A 16,964-nucleotide genomic window follows, 5' to 3' on the forward strand; every position below is an offset into this window, starting at 1 on the left:
CTCCTGGCTGGCGAGGTCGCGGCTGGCAGCCGCCATCGCTGGCTGGGTGAGTGGATCAATCGGATGGCTTATGGCACCGAAATGCAAAGGCCGCGACGGCTATCCAGATGGCGCTGCGCAGGATCATCGCGCCCATGGTGCGTGCCTCCCATGCGCCGCCGGCACCGACATGCCACAGGAAGGCGGCGAAGACGGCCACCGTGGCCGTGGCGATGGCCAGCGACAGCAGCGGCGCCCACCCTGCGCCGCGCAACAGGCCGATCCCGGCCAGGACATAGGCAAATCCCGCGACGAAGTTGAACCACAGCACGAATGGCACCACTGCGCCCATATCGACGCCGCCGAACAGCGCCCTGCCGCCCGAAACGATGGTCAGCAGGCCGAAGATCACCGCGACGGCGGCGGCAACGGTCTGGCTGCGCGGTCTTCTCGTCATGTCTGCCTCCGGAGTTCGGGGTTTGGGGAGCGGCCGGGCGGGCGTGGCCCGGCCTGCCATGGGTTGCGGGTTGCGGCGCGCGGAACGGACCCCGCCTCAGGCCCGGCCAAACATGCGCCGCAGCACATCGGTCTTGAGCCAGAAATGATGGTAAAGTGCGGCGAGGATATGCAGGAGGACCAGCGGAACCAGCGCCAGCCGCGCGATGGAATGGGCTTCGCCGATCGCCTCGACGCCGGAAATCCACGCCGCCATGCCGGAAAGCGCCATCAGGATCAGCAGGAGGTTGAGAGCCGCATGCATGCCCGTGGCCAGAACTTTCAGGGCCGGGTGCTCGCCTTCCGGCAGGCCCGGAACGCCGCGCCGGCGGCGCAGCACCAGCCGCCACAGAACGAGAACGAGGATCAGCGCGCCGGCAACGGCATGAGGATTGATCGTCGGCTGGTTCGGCAGCATGCCGTCCATCCGCCCGTCCCATACCTTGACGATGCCGTCATGCATGAGGATCTGGAAAAAGACGAGGGCCGCAATCGTCCAGTGCAGGATGATCTGGGCTCTGGAATAGGATGTCGGTTGCATCTTGGTTACACCTTTTCAAGGTCGCGTGGTATCGGCCACTGTCGTGCGACATCCGATCCGCCGCAGGCATGACGGTGGCGAGGATCGGCGTGTGAGGGCTTGGGTCATGTCTGCCTCCTGACTCCTGACCATCACGCGCTAACCAGATGGCCGTCGCGCAGGTGGATCAGGCGGTCGAAGCGGTCGAAGATCTTCTCGTCATGGGTGACGGTCACGATGCAGGCTTCCTGCTCGGCCGCGAGCTTGCGCATGAGGTCCATCACCAGCCCGGCGCGCGCGCCGTCGAGCGCGGCAGTGGGTTCGTCGGCAAGGATGATGCGGGGGCGGTTGGCCAGCGCGCGGGCAATCGCCACGCGCTGCGCTTCGCCACCCGACAGCAGCGCCGGCTTGACCATCGCGCGATGGCCGACCTCCAGATAGTCCAGCAGTTCACGCGCCCGCGTCCGGCCTTCCTCGGCGGGCAGACCGGTAAGATCGAGCACGACCGCGACATTCTCCTGCGCCGTCAGGAAGGGCAGCAGGTTGTGACTCTGGAAGATGAAGCCGATCTTGTCGAGCCTGAGACGCCTCAGGTCGCGCCGTAGCCATTTGCCGTCGAAGACCGGCTCGCCGTCCAGCACCACCCGTCCCGCCGATGGGGCGAGGATGCAGCCAATGATGTTGAGCAGCGTCGTCTTGCCCGAACCGGACGGACCGAGCAGCGCGATCACCTCGCCGGCCCGCACGGACAGATCGACCGCGCGCAGGGCATCGACGCGGGTTTCGCCCTCGCCGAAATGCTTGGCCACGTTCGAGACCTCGATGAGGATGTCGCCGAGCGCCATGTCGGTCAGCTCCCGAGCGCTGTGGCCGGGTCGACCTTCATCGCCGCCCGCACGCCGAGCGCCGAGGATAGAAGGCAGACGGCGGCGATGATGCCGGCAAGGACCATGACGTTGAACGGCTCCAGCACCACGCGACGGGGAAAATAGTCCTTCACCGCAAGGATCAGCATCAGGCCGATCCCCCAGCCCGAGGCGCCGAGGATCAGCGCCTGCTGCACGATCAGCGCGATGATGGTGCGGTCGGGCGCGCCGATCAGCTTCAGCGTGGCGATCTGCTTCAGCTTCTCCATGGTCATCGTGTAGATGATCAGCGCGATCACCACGGCGCTGACGGAGAGAAGGATGCCGAGGAACAGCCCGATCTGGCGGCGCGCCTTGTCGACGACCGAGGCCAGCAGCAGTTCCTCCTGTTCGGCCTGAGTCATGGCGGCGAGGTGCTTCCATTGGCGCACGGTCGCGGTCAGCAGATCGACATCGGCGCCCGGCGACATGCGGGCAATTATGGCGGCGACCGATGCGGACTTGACGGAGACAGCCCCGCGCGCGGCCTGCACCCGCTGAGCGGCCGGGTCGAGCTCGGTCTGCAGCGCCATCGCGTCGGCCAGCGTCACATAGACCGCCGGATCCCCGCCCGAGTTCATCGCCCCTTCGACCAGGCCGACCACGGTAAAGCGGTTGCGCCCGAGTCGGATCGTCTCGCCGGGCAGCAGGCCGGTCTTGCGGTCGGCCACCAGTTCGAAATGACCGGCGCCGATGCCGCGCCCCTCGGCGATCGCCTGCGGCCCGCCGGGACGCCCCGACTCGTAGCCGACGACATAGAGTCGCAGCGTGCGCCCAGCATGAGGCGCCTCGAGGTTCTGATAGTTGACCGCGCCGGCCTCGGCCACGCCGGGCATCCGCGCCACCGCGTCGCGCGTGTCGGCGGGGATGCTGGAGGCTTCCGCGAACGGTCCCTTGGTACCGGCCTCCACCACCCAGACATCTGCGGCCGGTGCCTTTACCACCGCCAGCGCGTCCGAGACGAGGCCGTTATAGATACCGATCATCGCCAGCACGACCGTCATCAGCAGCCCCAACCCGAAACAGGTCAGCACGAACCGGAACAGGCCATGGCGGATGTCCTTGAGCGCGAGGTTCATGGCGCCTCACTGCCGCGGGCGCGCCGACCCTCGGCCGCGCCCTTGGGCGGATGGGCGACGATGGCGGCTCCCTCGGGCAGCCCGCCCGTGACCTCGACGCGACCGCGATCATCGCGGACGCCGAGGGTCAACTCCACCCGCGCGAGACGGCCGTCTCGCACCGTCCAGACGGTGCCGTGATGGCCGTCGAAGCCGGTGATCGCGACCTCGGGCACCATCAGCGCGGTCGTTCGTGTGCCGGTCAGGATGCGCACTTCGGCCTGTTCGCCAAGAAACATCTCGGCGGGGCAGTCGGCGCAGGTCAGCCAGACGCGGCGTTCTTCGTTCACCCGGTCGCTTTCGATGCCGATGCGGGCGATGGTGCCATGGAATTCGGCCGAAGGCTGCGATCGCAGCCGGATCGTGCCCGGCTGGCCCCGGACAAGCTGGCCGGCACGTTCTTCGTCGATGTACGCCTGGATCCAGATGGTGGCCGGGTCGATCAGGGTGAAGATCGCATCGCCGGCCTTCACCACTGTGCCCGGCTCGGCATGGCGCGCGACGATCAGTGCGTCATAGGGCGCAAGCAGCCGGTGATGGGTGAGAAGGGCTTCCTCCTGCCGCAGTGCGGCAGCTGCGTCAAGGCTCTGTGCCCGGATCACTGCCACATCAGCCTCGGCCACGGCCAGATCGGCGCGGGCCACATCCTCGTCGCGTTGCGCTTCCTCGGCGCGTTGGACCGACGCGATATCACGCTGTACCAACCCTTGCTGACGGCGGTTCGCCGCTTCGCGCTCGGCCAGAACGGCACGGGCGCGCACCACGGCTGCGGTGGCCTTGGCAAGATTGGCCTCATTGGCCGTCACCGCTGCGTCCGCGCGGGCAACGCGCGCTTCCTGCTCGGCGGAGTGAAGGACGGCCAGTTCCTGCCCCTTGGCCACGCTGTCCCCGGCATCGGCGGCCAGCGAGGTCAAGGCAGCGCCCACCTCGAAGCCGACACGGCTGAGTATCCGCGCCTCGACGGTGCCGAGCCCGTAGATGCGAAGGTCCACATCATGTTCGGACTGAACGACCACCACCGTCAGCGGGCGTTCGGTGAAGAACAGAAAGCCGGCAGCGACAGCCGCCGCCAGAAGAAGACCCGACAGCCAAATGCGCCGCATCGTCTATTCTCCTTCCGCAGCCAAAAGCCGGCACTGTGCGTCGAACAGGCGCAGCCCCTCGGCTCGCAAGTCGAAATCGCGGGCGCCGAGCGCCCAGCGGATCGCCACGCCCTGCACGAGCGACGTCAGTAGCGCCGCCGCATCGTTTGCGGCGATGTCGCCGCGCAACGCGCCGGTTTTCTGGCCGGCCCCGACCTCCATCGCCAGAAGGCCGTGGAAGGTCGTGAGCCTGCCGTGAAAGGTGGCGCGCAGCTTTGCGTTGGTGACGTTCAGTTCGCGCGAAAACAGCAGCATGGGAAGGGCAGGGGTGGCAGCGATCTGCGCGAACTGTGCGGAAATCAGTGCACGCAACCTGACGATCGGGGTGTCTCCGAGGCGCAATGCATCCTCCCACGCCGTTGCCAGCCCCTCGGCCACATGCTCGGCAACGGCCTGCCAGAGTGCCGCCTTGGTCGGGAAGTGCCGAAACAGCGCGGCCTGCGTGACGCCGATCTGCGACGCGACCGCCCCCGTCGTCACCCGGTCCGGCCCGATCCGGTCGGCCAGGTCGAGCACGGTGGCCACGATCTCGGCCTTGCGAAGCTCCGCTGACTTTCGCACGGGGCACCCCGTTAGTTAGTGAGTAGTCACAAACATATTTAGGCAGCCTCATGCGATGCGTCAATCACTGGGCATCATTTTCTGCATGCATTGATTGCCGCGACACCGGGAACTAGGTGGGCAAGAGGGAGGCCGGCCTATCTCTGCCCCCGACGCGGCGAATACGGAAGACAACACGTAAGTTCGTCTAACGAAATCTAGGGTCAGGATTCATAACCAGTATATAACGAGGGCGGCGAGGGCGATGGCCGAAAGGAAGACCTTCGGGCACCGGTCATATCGGGTGGCCACACGCCTTGACCTGCCCCCCGGAAGTTCCCTCGCTGTGATGTAGAGTCTGCCCAACCTGAGAAGGAGCAGACGACATGAGGAAAAGCCGGTTCACCGAGGCGCAGATTATCGGGATGATCAAGGAGCAGGAGGCGGGTTTGCCGACTTCCGAGCTTTGCCGGAAGCACGGGTTGAGCCCCGCGACGTTCTACAAGCTCAAGGCGAAGTATGGCGGGATGGACCTGTCGGACGCCAAGCGGCTGAAGCAGCTCGAGGACGAGAACGCGAAGCTGAAGCGCCTTCTGGCCGATGCCATGCTGGACAACGTGGTTCTGAAGGATCTCTTGGGAAAGCCCTGACGACACCGGTGCAACGGCGGGACGCGGTGCTGCGGGCGATGAAGGATCATCCGATCTCTCAGCGTCGGGCCTGTGTCCTGATCGGTGTCGATCCGAAGACGGTGCGGCGTGACAGGCCACCCGACAACCCGGAAATCCGTGAGGAGATGCACAAGATTGCCGAGAAGCGCCGGCGGTTCGGCTACCGGCGCGTGGGCATCCTGCTGGAGCGCAAGGGCATGATCATGAACGAGAAGAAGCTCTATCGCATCTACCGGGAAGAGGGCCTGTCGGTGCGCCGCAGGCGTGGCCGCAAGAGGGCACGAGGTAGCCGGACGCCAATACCAGCGCCGTTGAGGCCAAACCAGCGGTGGTCGTTAGACTTCCTGTCCGACACGTTCGGGGCCTGCCGCAAGTTCCGCATTCTGGCTGTGAACGACGATTGCTGCCGCGAGAACCTGGCGTTGATCGCTGACACGAGCATCTCTGGGGCTCGGGTGGCACGGGAACTGGATGCGCTGGTCAGGATTTACGGCAAGCCCGCTTGCATCGTCAGCGACAACGGAACCGAGTTCACCAGCAAGGCCATCCTGAAATGGGCCAACGCGAACGGCGTCGAATGGCACTACATCGACCCGGGCAAGCCGCAGCAGAATGGCTACATCGAAAGCTTCAACGGCAGCCTGCGCGACGAATGCCTGAACGAGGAAATCTTCGACAGCCTGGCTGATGCCCGCCGCAAACTGGCCCTCTGGCGCTACGACTACAACAACGTCAGGCCCCATTCCTCGCTGGGCAACAAGACCCCGTCCGACGCGCGCCGAGCGCTTGAGCAATCTGAGGGCTCCGCGCCCGGCGCGCTTGCCACACCCGAAACCAACCAATATCAACCCCAAGGACTCTCGTTATGAACGAGGGACGACCGGGGGGCAGGTCAGAAAGCATCGGTATCCTGATCCTCGATGCCGCCTATCCCTGCATTCCCGGCAATGTCGGCAATGCCAGCACCTATCCCTTTCCGGTGCGCTATCACCAGGTCGAGGGGGCGTCGATCGACCGGCTGCTCAATCAGGCCGATCCGGCGCTGGTCGCGCCCTTCATCGAGGGCGCCCGGAAATTGCAGGCCGAGGGGGTCAAGGCCATCACCGGCGCCTGCGGCTTCATGGCCCTTTTCCAGCGCGAGGTTGCGGCGGCGGTCGAGATCCCCGTCCTGCTGTCGCCGCTGCTGCAGATCCCGTTCATCGCCCATATCACCGGCCGCCCGGTCGGCGTGATCACCGCCAACGCATCCCGCCTGACGCCGGCGCATTTCGCGGCTTGCGGAGCCGATCCCAAGGTTGCGCTGCATATTGCCGGGATGGAGGATCAGCCGGAATTCCGCAGCGCCATTCTGGAGGAAAAGGGGACACTCGACAGCGCGCGGATCGAAGAGGAGATCATGACCGTCGCCGCCGATCTGGTCCAGCGCCATCCCCGGATCGGCGCGATCCTGCTGGAGTGCTCGGATCTGCCCCCCTATGCGCAGGCGATTCAGGCCGTGACCGGAAGGCCGGTTTTCGATTTCAACAGCATGATCCGCCATGTCGAACGCGCCTGCGTCGCCTGCCGCTATCAGGGGGCGATGTAGTGCCGGCTTTCCGGGCCGTCGCCCCGACGCGGTCATTCCCGACGGGCATGAGGTCAGCCCCATTCAACGAAAGCTGCCCCGGATGCCGGAACAGCGCGCTGCGGTTGCGAGGGGGAAATGAAAGAGTTTCGGTGTATTGGCCGTATTGTGGCCAAGGTGCTTTCTGAACCCCGGATGGCGGGCACGAGGTCGATGGCAGGGGAATATCTGACAATCGCTTTGTGGCCAGCTTTATGCTGACGCCCGGTGTAAGACAGGAATAGCCCCGAGACGCACAATCGGTCATGCGGTATCCAGCCCGCGCATCAGAGCTTGTTCACCGACGTCTTCAGACCTTGTGCCCACCTTTGGGCGTCCAGATCGCAATAAACGCCCCGGCGTCCCCGATCGCGTGAGAGAACCCTTGAAAAAAGACATCAGAGCGGTCACTGGACACCACCTTCCGGTCCTGTGCCTGATCGTCTCAATGAAGTGTTGTGCCATCCCAGTGCGCCATAGGGCGCCTCGATTAGGACCAGATATCGGCGTCGACGCCCTTTGCCATTTCGGGATGTTCGCGAATGCTGAACTTCGGGATGCGTCCCGCTTCGCGTTGCGCGAAATAATGCTGCGTCAGCGCCACAACCGTTCCCGACAGGGCGACAATGGCGATCAGGTTGATCGTCGCCATCAGCCCCATCGAGGCATCGGCAAGATCGAACACCGTCGTGACCGCCTGCAGCGCTCCCCACAACACCATGACCAGTACCAGGCACCGCAGTGTGGTAAGCCCGGCCTTGTTGCCGATGCCAAGAAAAGTCATCGCCATTTCCGAATAGGCGTAATTGCCGATGATCGAGGTAAAGGCGAAGAAGAAGATCGCCACCGCCACGAATAATGGGCCGGCGGTTCCGATATGGTCGGCCAGGGCAGACTGGGTCAGTTGCGTGCCCGTCAGTTCACCCCCCGGCACATAGACCCCCGAGAGCAGGATCATCAGTGCGGTGCAGGTGCAGATCAGGATGGTGTCGATGAAGACACCGAAAGCCTGAACAAAACCCTGACTCGAGGGATGGTGAGGGTTGGGCGTTGCCGCTGCCGCGATATTCGGTGCCGAGCCCATCCCGGCCTCGTTCGAGAACAGCCCGCGCTTCACCCCGTTCAGCATGGCGGCGGCGATGCCGCCCGTGATGCCGCCGGCCGCCTCGGTCAGGCCGAAGGCGTTGGACACGATATGGCCAAGCATTCCCGGAACCGCGCCCAGGTTCATCAGCACGACGATGATCGCGACCAGCAGATAAATGCCGGCCATGAAGGGCACGACATATTCCGCCACGGTGGCGATCTGCCGGATGCCGCCGAAGATCACCACGCCGGTCAGCGCGGCGATGGCAATTCCGGTCGCCAGCTTGGGCATGCCGAAGGCCCCCTCCATCGCATCCGCGATCGAGTTCGCCTGTACCGCGTTGAACACCAGCCCGAAGGACAGGATCAGGCAAACCGAAAACACTGCGCCAAGCCAGGGCAGGCCAAGGCCGTGCGCGATGTAGAAGGCGGGACCGCCGCGATAGACGCCGCCGGGCTCGCTGCTGTCTTTGACCTTGTAGAGCTGGGCCAGCGTCGATTCCGAATAGGCGGTCGCCATGCCGACAAAGGCGACCATCCACATCCAGAAGATCGCCCCCGGCCCGCCAAGAACCAGCGCCACCGCGACCCCGGCAATGTTGCCGGTCCCCACGCGCGACGCCAGGCTTGTGCAAAGCGCCTGAAACGGGGAAATCCCCTGACGGTCTGCCGCAGGGGCGGCGGCGATCGACCGGATCATCTCTCGGAAATGCAGAATCTGCTGGAAACGCAGCCGGATGGTGAAATAGATCCCGACGGCCAGCAGGCCGTAGATCAGGACATATCCCCAGAAGATCGTATTCAGAAAACCGATAACTGCCGTCACCTTGGGTTCTCCAGTTCGGAACGGATAGGGTTGACGCCTGTATGGAAAGACTAGCCTACGTCCGGGGATTGGGCAATTCCGATGGTCTTTCGGACTGCCCGCCTCCCGGCATCGCCGGGATCAGTGCCGCGCGGAAGGGCGAGAAAGGCTCCGGCTCATCTGGCCGCTTCCGGGCTCGGGCCGGAGCTTCCGGCGAGATACTGCCGCAGGACGACCGCGGCCAGGATCGCCGCGCCGATCACGGTCGAGACGATTTCCGGCGCGATCATCATCAGCGCTGCGACGGGCAGCAGCAGCCGCTCAACCAGCAGCAGCGGTCCCAGCAGCCAGTTCGTGATCGCCGCCGACAGCGCCACGATGCCCAGGACCGCGCCGGTGAAGGCCAGCAGGAAGTCGGGCAGGGTGAACGACTGCGTGACCAGCAAGAGCGAAGGTGAGAAGACGAAGACGAAAGGCACCAGCGCCTTGCCCATCGACAGCCGGAAGGCGGTGTTGCCGGCCTTGAAGCCGTTCGCTCCGGCGATCCCGGCGCCCGCATAGGCGGCCAGCGCGACCGGCGGCGTCACATCGGCCAGCACGCCGAAATAGAACACGAAGAAATGCGCCACCAGCGGCTCGACGTTCATCATGCCCAGGACCGGGGCGGCCACGGCCACCATGATGATGTAATTCGCCGTCGTCGGTACGCCGCAACCCATCAGCACGCAGACGACCGCGGTCATCAGAAGCGTGAAGAGCAGCGTCAGCGTCTGGATGCTGAGCAGTTCAAACGGCAGCACAGCCAGCAGGCCATGGAAGGACGTGGCCCAGTTCTGCGCCACGCTCGTCACCATGAAGGCGATCTTGAAGCCGACGCCGGTCAGGGTGACGACGCCGATCACCACGCCGACAAGCGCCGCCGCCGCCGTCACGGCCAGCGATTGCCGTGCGCCTGCGACGAAGCCCTCATAGATGCCGGCGGCGGTTTCTTTGATGCCCTCGACGGCGCCGGCCGCCATGACCCGCTGGATCAGATAGACGATCATGCAGGCGGTGATGGCCCAGAAGGCCGACAAGAAGGGCGTGCGGCCGGACATCAGCATCCAGACCAGCAGGACCAGCGGAAAGACCGACAGCCACCCCTCGCGCAGGACCTTGCCGGCTTTCGGCAGTTCCTCGCGGCGCAGGCCGCGGATGCCAAGACGCTTGGCTTCCAGATGGACTTGAACCAGCACGCCGAAGAAATGCATGAAGGCCGGGACGACGGCGGCGATCAGGATGGTGCGCAGCGGGATGCCCAGATATTCGACCATCAGGAAGGCGACCGCGCCCATGACCGGCGGCGTGATCTGCCCGCCGGTCGAGGAGGCCGCCTCGACCGCGGCGGCGAAGTGGCGCTTGAAGCCGATCTTGATCATGGCCGGGATCGTCAGCGCGCCGGTGGTTACGGTATTGGCGATCGACGAGCCCGAGATCGTGCCCAGCATCGCCGAGGACACCACCGAGACTTTGGCCGGTCCGCCGGCGAAACGCCCGGTCAGCGCAGTGGCCAGGTCGATGAATAACTGCCCCAGGCCGATCTTTTGCGCCATCACCCCGAAAAGCACGAAGTGGAACACATAGGTGGCGATGACGCCGAGCGCGGTGCCGTAGATGCCCTGCGAGGTCAGGTAGAGGTGGTTGACGATATTGGCCCAGTCCGCGCCCGGATGCACCAGGATGCCGGGCATCGACTTGCCGAAATAGGCGTAGGCGATGAACAGGATCGCGATGACCGGCAGCGGCCAGCCCATCGAGCGGCGCACCGCCTCCATCAGCGCCACCAGCAGCACTGTGCCCATGGCGATGTCGATGGGCAGCGGATTGCCGACGCGGAAGGCCAGCTGGTCATAAATCCACGGCACGTAGAAGGCACTGACGGCGCCGCCTATGGCCAGCATCCAGTCTGTCACCGGCACGCCGAGGACGGCGAAACCGTCCGTCCTGTGGCGGTTGCGCGCCAGCGACGAGAAGCTGAGATAGATGATGAACAGCGACACGCCCATGTGCAATCCGCGATGCGTGGTGGCGCGCGGGATGCCGAAGCCTGCCGTGTAGAAGTGATAGACCGACAGCAGGAACAGGATGACCCCGGACAGGATCGCGATGGGGCGCGTGACCGTGCGGAAACGCGCCTCAGGATCGTATTCCTCCTCCAGCGCGCGAAGCTCGTCGTCGGAGAGCGGGCGTGTTTTCTCGGTCATGTCGTTTTCCTGCCGTTCGGTTCAGGACCAAAGGACGCGGACCGGGGTCCGGTCGCGTCCTTTCCGTCAGTTCTTGGCCATGCTCATTCGAGCTTGCCGGCTTCCTTGTAGAAACGCTCGGCGCCCGGATGGAAGGGGATGCCCGCGCCTTGGGTCGCATTCTCCAGCGTGATCTGCTTGCCTTTGGCATGGCCGGCCGCGAACAGCTTTTGCGTGTTCTCGTTGTATAGCGCCTGGGTGATGCCGTGGACCAGCTCCTCGGGCTGGTCGGCGCTGGTCACCAGCTGCGCCCCGACCGAGATCGTGGCGACATCGGTGTCCTGTCCCTCGTAGGTTCCGGCCGGAACCGTGTCGGCGGCGAAGAAATTGTAGGTCTCGCGCAATGTGTCGACCTCGGGACCGGTGATTGGCACCAGCGCCACGTCGTGCTGGCTGGCCAGTTCGGCGACGGCGCCGGCCGGATAGCCGCCGACGAAGAAGAAGGCGTCCATCGCCCCGTCGCGCATGCGGTCCGCCGCCTGGTCGGGCTTGAGATATTCCGGGGTGATGTCGGATTCCGAAAGGCCGAAGGCCTCGAGGATGATCTTGGCATCGACCAGCGTGCCCGAGCCCGGCTCGTCCAGCGACACCCGCTTGCCCCTGAGATCGGCCACCGAGGCGATGCCCGCGTCCTTGCGTGCCACCAGATGGATGCTTTCTGGGTAGAGGTTGGCGATCAGCCGCAGCTTTTCGACCGCCGGCTGGCCTTCCCACAGCCCGGTGCCGGTCTGCGCCCAATAGGCCACGTCGGATTGGCTGAAGCCCGCCTCCATCGCACCGCCGTTGATCGCGTTCACATTGCCGACCGAGCCGTTCGAGGCCACGGCGGTCGCCACCAGCCCCGGCACGCCGCAAGAGCCGCCGTCCTCGCAGGCGCGCGAGCCGGGCGGGTTCGAGATCGCATTCGCGATCAGCCCGCCGATCGGGTAATAGGTGCCGGCGGTGCCGCCGGTGCCGATGCGGAAGAATGACATCTCCTGCGCCACCGCAGCCTGGCCGAAGGAGGCGGCGACGGCGAAGGCCGCCAACATTGTCCTGAATTTCATGTGCATGTCCCCTGTTTCCCAGATCGTTCCGGTCGAGGTTAGGCAGAGCCGCCACGCAAGACAACCGCCGGGATGCGCGAAAATGCGCGGGTGTCGTTGCGTCCCGAAGGCCGAGCACGCCCTTGCCGTCCGGCTTTGGAGGGCGCCGGTGGGAATTTTCGTCGCCCTCGGCCAGCCGCCTTTCGCCGCAGCCGCCCAGTTCGTGGCGTTCGAGCCCAGGATGCCGGACATGTTGCAACGATGTCTTTGATGTGTTTGGCGCCTACATGGCGCTGAACATCGGGGCCAACGACGTGGCCAACAACATGGGTCCTGCGGTGGGGGCGAACGCGCTCAGCATGGGGGGCGCCATCGTCATCGCGGCGGTGTTCGAAAGCGCGGGCGCGCTGATCGCCGGTGCCGACGTGGTCTCGACCATCGCCAAGGGCATCGTCGCGCCCGAGGCGCTGGACACGCCTGCGACCTTCATCTGGGCGATGATGGCGGCGCTGCTGGCGTCGGCCCTGTGGGTCAATCTGGCGACATGGATCGGGGCGCCGGTCTCGACCACGCATGCGGTGGTCGGCGGGGTCGTGGGCGCGGGCATCGCCGGGGCCGGCTTCGGCGCGGTCAGCTGGGACCAGATGCTCGCCATCGCCGCCAGCTGGGTCATCTCTCCGGTGATGGGCGGGGTCGTGGCGGCAGGCTTCCTGTGGCTCATCAAGTCCCGCATCGTCTATCGCGAGGACAAGATCGCCGCGGCCCGCGTCTGGGTGCCCATCCTGGTCGGCATCATGGCGGGCACCTTTGCCGCCTATCTGGTGATGAAGGGGCTGAAGCAGCTGGTCGAGGTCTCGATGGGCGCTGCGCTGCTGCTGGGCCTGATGGTGGGGCTGGGCTGCTGGTTGCTGATGATTCCGGTCACCCGCCGCCAGTCCGAGGGGCTTGAGAACCGCAACAAGTCGGTGAAGGTGCTGTTCGGCATCCCCCTGGTCGCCTCTGCCGCCTTGCTCAGCTTTGCCCATGGCGCCAACGACGTCGCCAATGCCGTCGGCCCGCTGGCGGCCATCGTGCAGACGGTGCAGACGGGCGATTTCAATGGCGACGTGACCATTCCCCTGTGGGTCATGCTGATCGGGGCCTTCGGGATCTCCTTCGGGCTCAGCCTGTTCGGCCCCAAGCTGATCCGCATGGTCGGCAGCGAGATCACCAAGCTCAACCCGATGCGCGCCTATTGCGTCGCCCTGTCGGCGGCGATCACGGTCATTCTGGCAAGCTGGCTGGGGCTGCCGGTCAGCTCGACCCATATCGCGGTGGGGGCGATCTTCGGCGTGGGCTTCTTTCGCGAATGGGATGCCGAGCGGCGGCTGAAACAGGCCCGCATCGCCGTGCCCCGGCCGGAATACATACCCGCGGACGAGCGCCGCCGCCGCAAGCTGGTCCGCAGGCTGCATGTGCTGACCATCGGGGCGGCCTGGGTCGTCACCGTTCCTGCCGCGGCGCTTCTGTCGGCGCTCCTGTTCCTGATCCTGCGGCAGATACCGGCCTGATTCGCGCCCCAGCGCGGCAGATCGAAACCCGTGGCGATGGCGTCGGGGCCATCGCGCCCCTTGGCGCCGATGGGGCCGGGAGCAATCCCTGCCGGGCCAAGGCCTCGGCAGCTTGCGCAAGGGGATCCCGAGCGGACCGCCTTTGCGCTGCGGCGCCAAGCGAACCCGCCCTCGCCGGTCTCTGTCCCTGTCCTGGTGGGGACGTCTTTCCCCCCCTTCGCTGCGGCAAGGGCCGTGCCCCGGCCGAACTTGACATCCGGGACCGGACGGTTCCGTTTGCGGCCCTTGCAATCACGAGAGGCGGCATCGATGGGACTCGACCAGATGGAAGCAATCCTGGGGAAAATCGGCGGGATCGTCTGGGGGCCTTACCTTCTTGTCCCGCTGCTGTTGGGCACCGGGCTTTACCTGACGATCCGGTTGCAGGGCATCCAGCTGGTCCGTCTGGGCGCGGCCCTGCGGCTTGGCCTGCTCAAACGCAGGGATGACGATGCCGAGGGCGACATCTCGCAATTCCAGGCGCTGACCACCGCGATGGCCGCGACGGTCGGCACCGGCAACATCGTCGGGGTGGCGACGGCCATTGCGGCGGGCGGTCCGGGGGCGCTGTTCTGGATGTGGGTCACGGCGATCCTCGGCATGGCATCGAAATATGCCGAGGCCTTCCTCGGCGTGCGCTTCCGCACCACCGACGAGGTCGGCGAGAAGAACGGCGGCCCGCAGTATTACCTGGAGCGCGGCATCCCGAACGGCTTTGGCAGGTTCCTTGCGCTGTGCTTTGCGATATTCGCCGTCTGCGCCTGCTTCGGCATCGGCAACATGACGCAGGGCAATTCGATCGCCTCGAACCTCGAGCGCAGCTTCATGATCCCGACCTGGATCACCGGCATCGTCCTGGCCGGCCTGACGCTGGTGGTGCTGGTCGGCGGGATCAGGTCCATCGGCAAGGTGACTGCCGGGCTGGTGCCGGTGATGATCCTGTTCTACGTCCTGGGCGCGCTTTACATCCTGCTGGTCAACATCGGGTCGGTGCCCGCCGCCCTGGGCGAGATCTTTTCGCAGGCCTTTACCGGGACGGCGGCGACGGGGGGCTTCCTGGGCTCCACCATCATGATCGCGGTGCAGTTCGGCGTGGCGCGCGGGATCTTCTCGAACGAATCCGGCATGGGTTCCGCCGCGATTGCCGCCGCTTCGGCGCAGACCACGCATCCGGTGCGGCAGGGCCTGGTGTCGATGACCCAGACCTTCATCGACACGATCATCGTCGTGTCCTGCACCGGCCTGGTGATCATCACCACCGGCGTCTGGACCGAGATAGACCCGCAGACGGGACTGCAGATCTCGCCCTCGATCATGACCGGACAGGCGTTCAGCCACGGCCTGCCGGGACAATGGGGGCATTGGGTCGTGACCGTCGGCCTGGTTCTTTTCGCCTATTCGACCATCCTGGGCTGGGCCTATTACGGCGAACGCAACCTCGAGCGCCTGGTGGGTCATCGCGGCGTCATGCCCTTCCGCATCCTGTTTTCCCTGGTGGTGCTGCTGGGCTGCACGGTCCAGCTGGGCGTCGTCTGGAGCTTTTCGGACGTGATGAACGGGTTGATGGTCATCCCGAACCTGATCGGGCTGCTGATCCTGTCGGGCCTGATCGCGCGCGAGACCCGCTTCTACCTTCGCCACGACCCCCGGCTGGAGGCCGACCGCCAGCAGATCGAGGGCTTCATGAAGGGCCAGCCGAGCTGGGACGAATGGAAGGCGAGCGAGCGGTCGTAAGCCTTGCCGGCCGCTCCGCCGGTGCCGGCGGGGTGGTTCGCGGGCCGGGGTGCTTTCTGCCGGCGACCCCAGCGGGCCGACGAGCGCGCCCGCAGGGCCTGGCGGTAAGGCACCGCCGGCGCGGCCCGACCGGCGCGCGCAGCCGGGCGACCGGAAGGCCCGGCCATCTCCGGCTGCGGACAGCCGGTCGAGCCGCTGCAATCGGCAGGGCTTAGCAGGCTGCTGAAAAAGTCCTTGCGACAGGACAGCGCGGGCGGGGAACCAGGAAATCCGCCTCAAATTTGCCGAAAACACCCCATTTTCGGGCCGATATTAGCTGGCTCCAGAACGATTTCCGCTGCGTCGCCCTCTCAAAATCCTTTTTCAGCAGCCTGTTAGGACCATTCTCAGAGCCGCCCGGAACTATACCAAGCGCGTCCTGAATGAAATTGCAGCAGCTGAGGTGCGGCTGGAAATTTCGCTGCGCCGGATCAAGGGGGGCAATATCGCACAGCGCACCTGAGCCATTCTCCGATGCGCTTTCAGTGAATGCCCGCCTCCGCCAGGTCAATCGAGGCTTGGCGCCGCGGGTTCAACCCTTCCCGCGCCGGAACATGCTGGCGCGTTCATACAGCGCCTCAAGCCGCGTCATGCGGTCCTGCGCCTGTGGCCAGTTCAGTTCCTGCACCGCCGCAAGCAAGGTCTCGATCAGCACCATCAGTGCCGTGCTGCTGTCCCAGGCCGAGGGCACCTCGATCTGTGCAGCGAAGCGGAAGCGGGCATAGGCCGATATCGGGCTGATCCAGGGATCGGTGATCAGGACGACTTCTGCACCCCGCTCGGCTGCCATTTCGGCCAATTGCAGGGTCGCTCTTTCATAGCGGCGGATGTCGAACACGATCAGCACGTCGCCGGGACGCATCTCCAGTAGCGCCGAGGGCCAAGCGCTGGACTGGCTGGGCAGCGCGGATACTCCCGGCCGGACAATTCCCAGCTGAGTCACCAGATAATCCGCCAGCGCATGGGTGATGCGCCCGCCCGTCACCAGAACCCGGCGTTTCGGATCGGCCAGCATCTCGGCGCATGCATCGAAATCGGCGTGGTCGATCCGGCTGAGCGTCCGGGTCAGATTGGCCAGAACGGCGTCTGCGAAACGATTCAGGATATGGGTCTGGGGCACCCCGTCGGTCCAGCGCGCGTGCTTGGACAGGGGCGATTCCAGCCGGGCCTCGATCTCATTGCGCAGTTGCGCCTGAAATTCCGGATAGCCGCGAAACCCCAGCTTCTGAACCAGGCGCAGCACCGTGGGCGTCGAAACCCCCGCTTCTTTCGCAAGATAGGTCATCGAGGCCAGCCCCGCGACGGGAAAGTTCCGCGTCAGGTGGCCGGCCAGCAGGCGCTCGGTCGGGGTCAGGGTGCCGAAGCGCTGCATCAGGCGGTCCTCGATAGTGCCCGCGGCTTCATGTTCCTGCGACATCGACGGCCCTCCCG

Annotated in this window: 14 protein-coding genes and 1 pseudogene; 4 read left to right on the forward strand and 11 right to left on the reverse strand. The window is 65.5% G+C overall.

Features of this window, described 5'->3' with window-relative positions:
- Positions 1 to 55 precede the first annotated feature (55 nt).
- From E3U26_RS00140 to E3U26_RS00170, 7 genes and pseudogenes are all read right to left on the reverse strand, one after another.
- Complete coding sequence (locus E3U26_RS00140; protein WP_149766318.1) at positions 56 to 436, reverse strand: hypothetical protein; 381 nt, start codon at positions 434 to 436, stop codon at positions 56 to 58.
- 96 nt (positions 437 to 532) lie between these two features.
- Complete coding sequence (locus tag E3U26_RS00145) at positions 533 to 1,015, reverse strand: cytochrome b (RefSeq protein WP_036760157.1); 483 nt, start codon at positions 1,013 to 1,015, stop codon at positions 533 to 535.
- A gap of 131 nt (positions 1,016 to 1,146) precedes the next feature.
- The gene (locus E3U26_RS00150; RefSeq protein ID WP_323033335.1) at positions 1,147 to 1,839 is read right to left on the reverse strand and encodes an ABC transporter ATP-binding protein; all 693 of its coding nucleotides are present in this window, start codon (positions 1,837 to 1,839) and stop codon (positions 1,147 to 1,149) included.
- A gap of 5 nt (positions 1,840 to 1,844) precedes the next feature.
- Positions 1,845 to 2,978 carry an ABC transporter permease gene (locus E3U26_RS00155; RefSeq protein WP_036760159.1) on the reverse strand — a complete coding sequence of 378 codons (1,134 nt, stop codon included), beginning with the start codon at positions 2,976 to 2,978 and terminating at the stop codon, positions 1,845 to 1,847.
- The gene (locus tag E3U26_RS00160) at positions 2,975 to 4,120 is read right to left on the reverse strand and encodes an efflux RND transporter periplasmic adaptor subunit (protein ID WP_499105063.1); all 1,146 of its coding nucleotides are present in this window, start codon (positions 4,118 to 4,120) and stop codon (positions 2,975 to 2,977) included. The genes E3U26_RS00155 and E3U26_RS00160 overlap by 4 nt, the downstream gene beginning before the upstream one ends.
- A 3-nt stretch (positions 4,121 to 4,123) precedes the next feature.
- Positions 4,124 to 4,684 carry a TetR/AcrR family transcriptional regulator gene (locus E3U26_RS00165; RefSeq protein ID WP_499105064.1) on the reverse strand — a complete coding sequence of 187 codons (561 nt, stop codon included), beginning with the start codon at positions 4,682 to 4,684 and terminating at the stop codon, positions 4,124 to 4,126.
- A 246-nt stretch (positions 4,685 to 4,930) separates the two neighbouring features.
- Positions 4,931 to 5,017 (reverse strand): annotated as a pseudogene (locus tag E3U26_RS00170) (IS5/IS1182 family transposase); the annotation flags it as partial.
- A gap of 68 nt (positions 5,018 to 5,085) precedes the next feature.
- Here E3U26_RS00170 and E3U26_RS00175 point away from each other — a divergent pair.
- A protein-coding gene (locus tag E3U26_RS00175) for an IS3-like element ISPfe1 family transposase (RefSeq protein WP_114537220.1) occupies positions 5,086 to 6,239 on the forward strand; the annotation gives its coding sequence in 2 pieces (ribosomal slippage) (positions 5,086 to 5,332 and positions 5,332 to 6,239; 1,155 coding nt in all).
- On the forward strand, positions 6,236 to 6,955 hold the full coding sequence (locus tag E3U26_RS00180; protein WP_499105065.1) for an aspartate/glutamate racemase family protein: 720 nt from the start codon (positions 6,236 to 6,238) through the stop codon (positions 6,953 to 6,955). The genes E3U26_RS00175 and E3U26_RS00180 overlap by 4 nt, the downstream gene beginning before the upstream one ends.
- 508 nt (positions 6,956 to 7,463) lie before the next feature.
- Here E3U26_RS00180 and E3U26_RS00185 read toward each other — a convergent pair.
- The 3 genes from E3U26_RS00185 to E3U26_RS00195 all read right to left on the reverse strand — a co-directional run bounded on the left by E3U26_RS00185 (position 7,464) and on the right by E3U26_RS00195 (position 12,192).
- Positions 7,464 to 8,885 (reverse strand): alanine/glycine:cation symporter family protein, encoded by a 1,422-nt coding sequence (locus E3U26_RS00185; RefSeq protein ID WP_036761195.1) that lies wholly within the window; start codon positions 8,883 to 8,885, stop codon positions 7,464 to 7,466.
- Between the two features lie 155 nt (positions 8,886 to 9,040).
- Positions 9,041 to 11,107: a TRAP transporter permease gene (locus tag E3U26_RS00190; protein WP_499105067.1), complete on the reverse strand. Its 2,067-nt coding sequence runs from the start codon at positions 11,105 to 11,107 to the stop codon at positions 9,041 to 9,043.
- An 83-nt stretch (positions 11,108 to 11,190) separates the two neighbouring features.
- Positions 11,191 to 12,192 carry a TAXI family TRAP transporter solute-binding subunit gene (locus E3U26_RS00195; RefSeq protein ID WP_499105069.1) on the reverse strand — a complete coding sequence of 334 codons (1,002 nt, stop codon included), beginning with the start codon at positions 12,190 to 12,192 and terminating at the stop codon, positions 11,191 to 11,193.
- 266 nt (positions 12,193 to 12,458) lie between these two features.
- Here E3U26_RS00195 and E3U26_RS00200 point away from each other — a divergent pair, with 266 nt between their 5' ends.
- Together E3U26_RS00200 and E3U26_RS00205 are read left to right on the forward strand one after the other, a co-directional pair.
- Positions 12,459 to 13,721, forward strand: coding sequence for an inorganic phosphate transporter (locus tag E3U26_RS00200; RefSeq protein ID WP_499105804.1), 1,263 nt, complete (start codon positions 12,459 to 12,461; stop codon positions 13,719 to 13,721).
- A gap of 309 nt (positions 13,722 to 14,030) precedes the next feature.
- Positions 14,031 to 15,494, forward strand: coding sequence for an alanine/glycine:cation symporter family protein (locus tag E3U26_RS00205; RefSeq protein WP_499105070.1), 1,464 nt, complete (start codon positions 14,031 to 14,033; stop codon positions 15,492 to 15,494).
- 571 nt (positions 15,495 to 16,065) lie between these two features.
- Here E3U26_RS00205 and E3U26_RS00210 read toward each other — a convergent pair.
- Positions 16,066 to 16,950 carry a MurR/RpiR family transcriptional regulator gene (locus tag E3U26_RS00210; RefSeq protein WP_036760996.1) on the reverse strand — a complete coding sequence of 295 codons (885 nt, stop codon included), beginning with the start codon at positions 16,948 to 16,950 and terminating at the stop codon, positions 16,066 to 16,068.
- Between the last annotated feature and the right edge of the window lie 14 nt (positions 16,951 to 16,964).

Source organism: Paracoccus ferrooxidans (assembly GCF_029909815.1).
GTDB lineage: Bacteria > Pseudomonadota > Alphaproteobacteria > Rhodobacterales > Rhodobacteraceae > Paracoccus > Paracoccus versutus.

Bases quoted from the DNA above. Each gene is read 5' to 3' on its own strand.
- E3U26_RS00155 (WP_036760159.1), bottom strand. From the start codon at position 2,978: ATGAACCTCGCGCTCAAGGACATCCGCCATGGCCTGTTCCGGTTCGTG.
- E3U26_RS00150 (WP_323033335.1), bottom strand. From the start codon at position 1,839: ATGGCGCTCGGCGACATCCTCATCGAGGTCTCGAACGTGGCCAAGCAT.
- E3U26_RS00205 (WP_499105070.1), top strand. From the start codon at position 14,031: ATGGGACTCGACCAGATGGAAGCAATCCTGGGGAAAATCGGCGGGATC.
- E3U26_RS00140 (WP_149766318.1), bottom strand. From the start codon at position 436: ATGACGAGAAGACCGCGCAGCCAGACCGTTGCCGCCGCCGTCGCGGTG.
- E3U26_RS00195 (WP_499105069.1), bottom strand. From the start codon at position 12,192: ATGAAATTCAGGACAATGTTGGCGGCCTTCGCCGTCGCCGCCTCCTTC.
- E3U26_RS00160 (WP_499105063.1), bottom strand. From the start codon at position 4,120: ATGCGGCGCATTTGGCTGTCGGGTCTTCTTCTGGCGGCGGCTGTCGCT.
- E3U26_RS00210 (WP_036760996.1), bottom strand. From the start codon at position 16,950: ATGTCGCAGGAACATGAAGCCGCGGGCACTATCGAGGACCGCCTGATG.
- E3U26_RS00145 (WP_036760157.1), bottom strand. From the start codon at position 1,015: ATGCAACCGACATCCTATTCCAGAGCCCAGATCATCCTGCACTGGACG.
- E3U26_RS00180 (WP_499105065.1), top strand. From the start codon at position 6,236: ATGAACGAGGGACGACCGGGGGGCAGGTCAGAAAGCATCGGTATCCTG.
- E3U26_RS00190 (WP_499105067.1), bottom strand. From the start codon at position 11,107: ATGACCGAGAAAACACGCCCGCTCTCCGACGACGAGCTTCGCGCGCTG.
- E3U26_RS00200 (WP_499105804.1), top strand. From the start codon at position 12,459: ATGGCGCTGAACATCGGGGCCAACGACGTGGCCAACAACATGGGTCCT.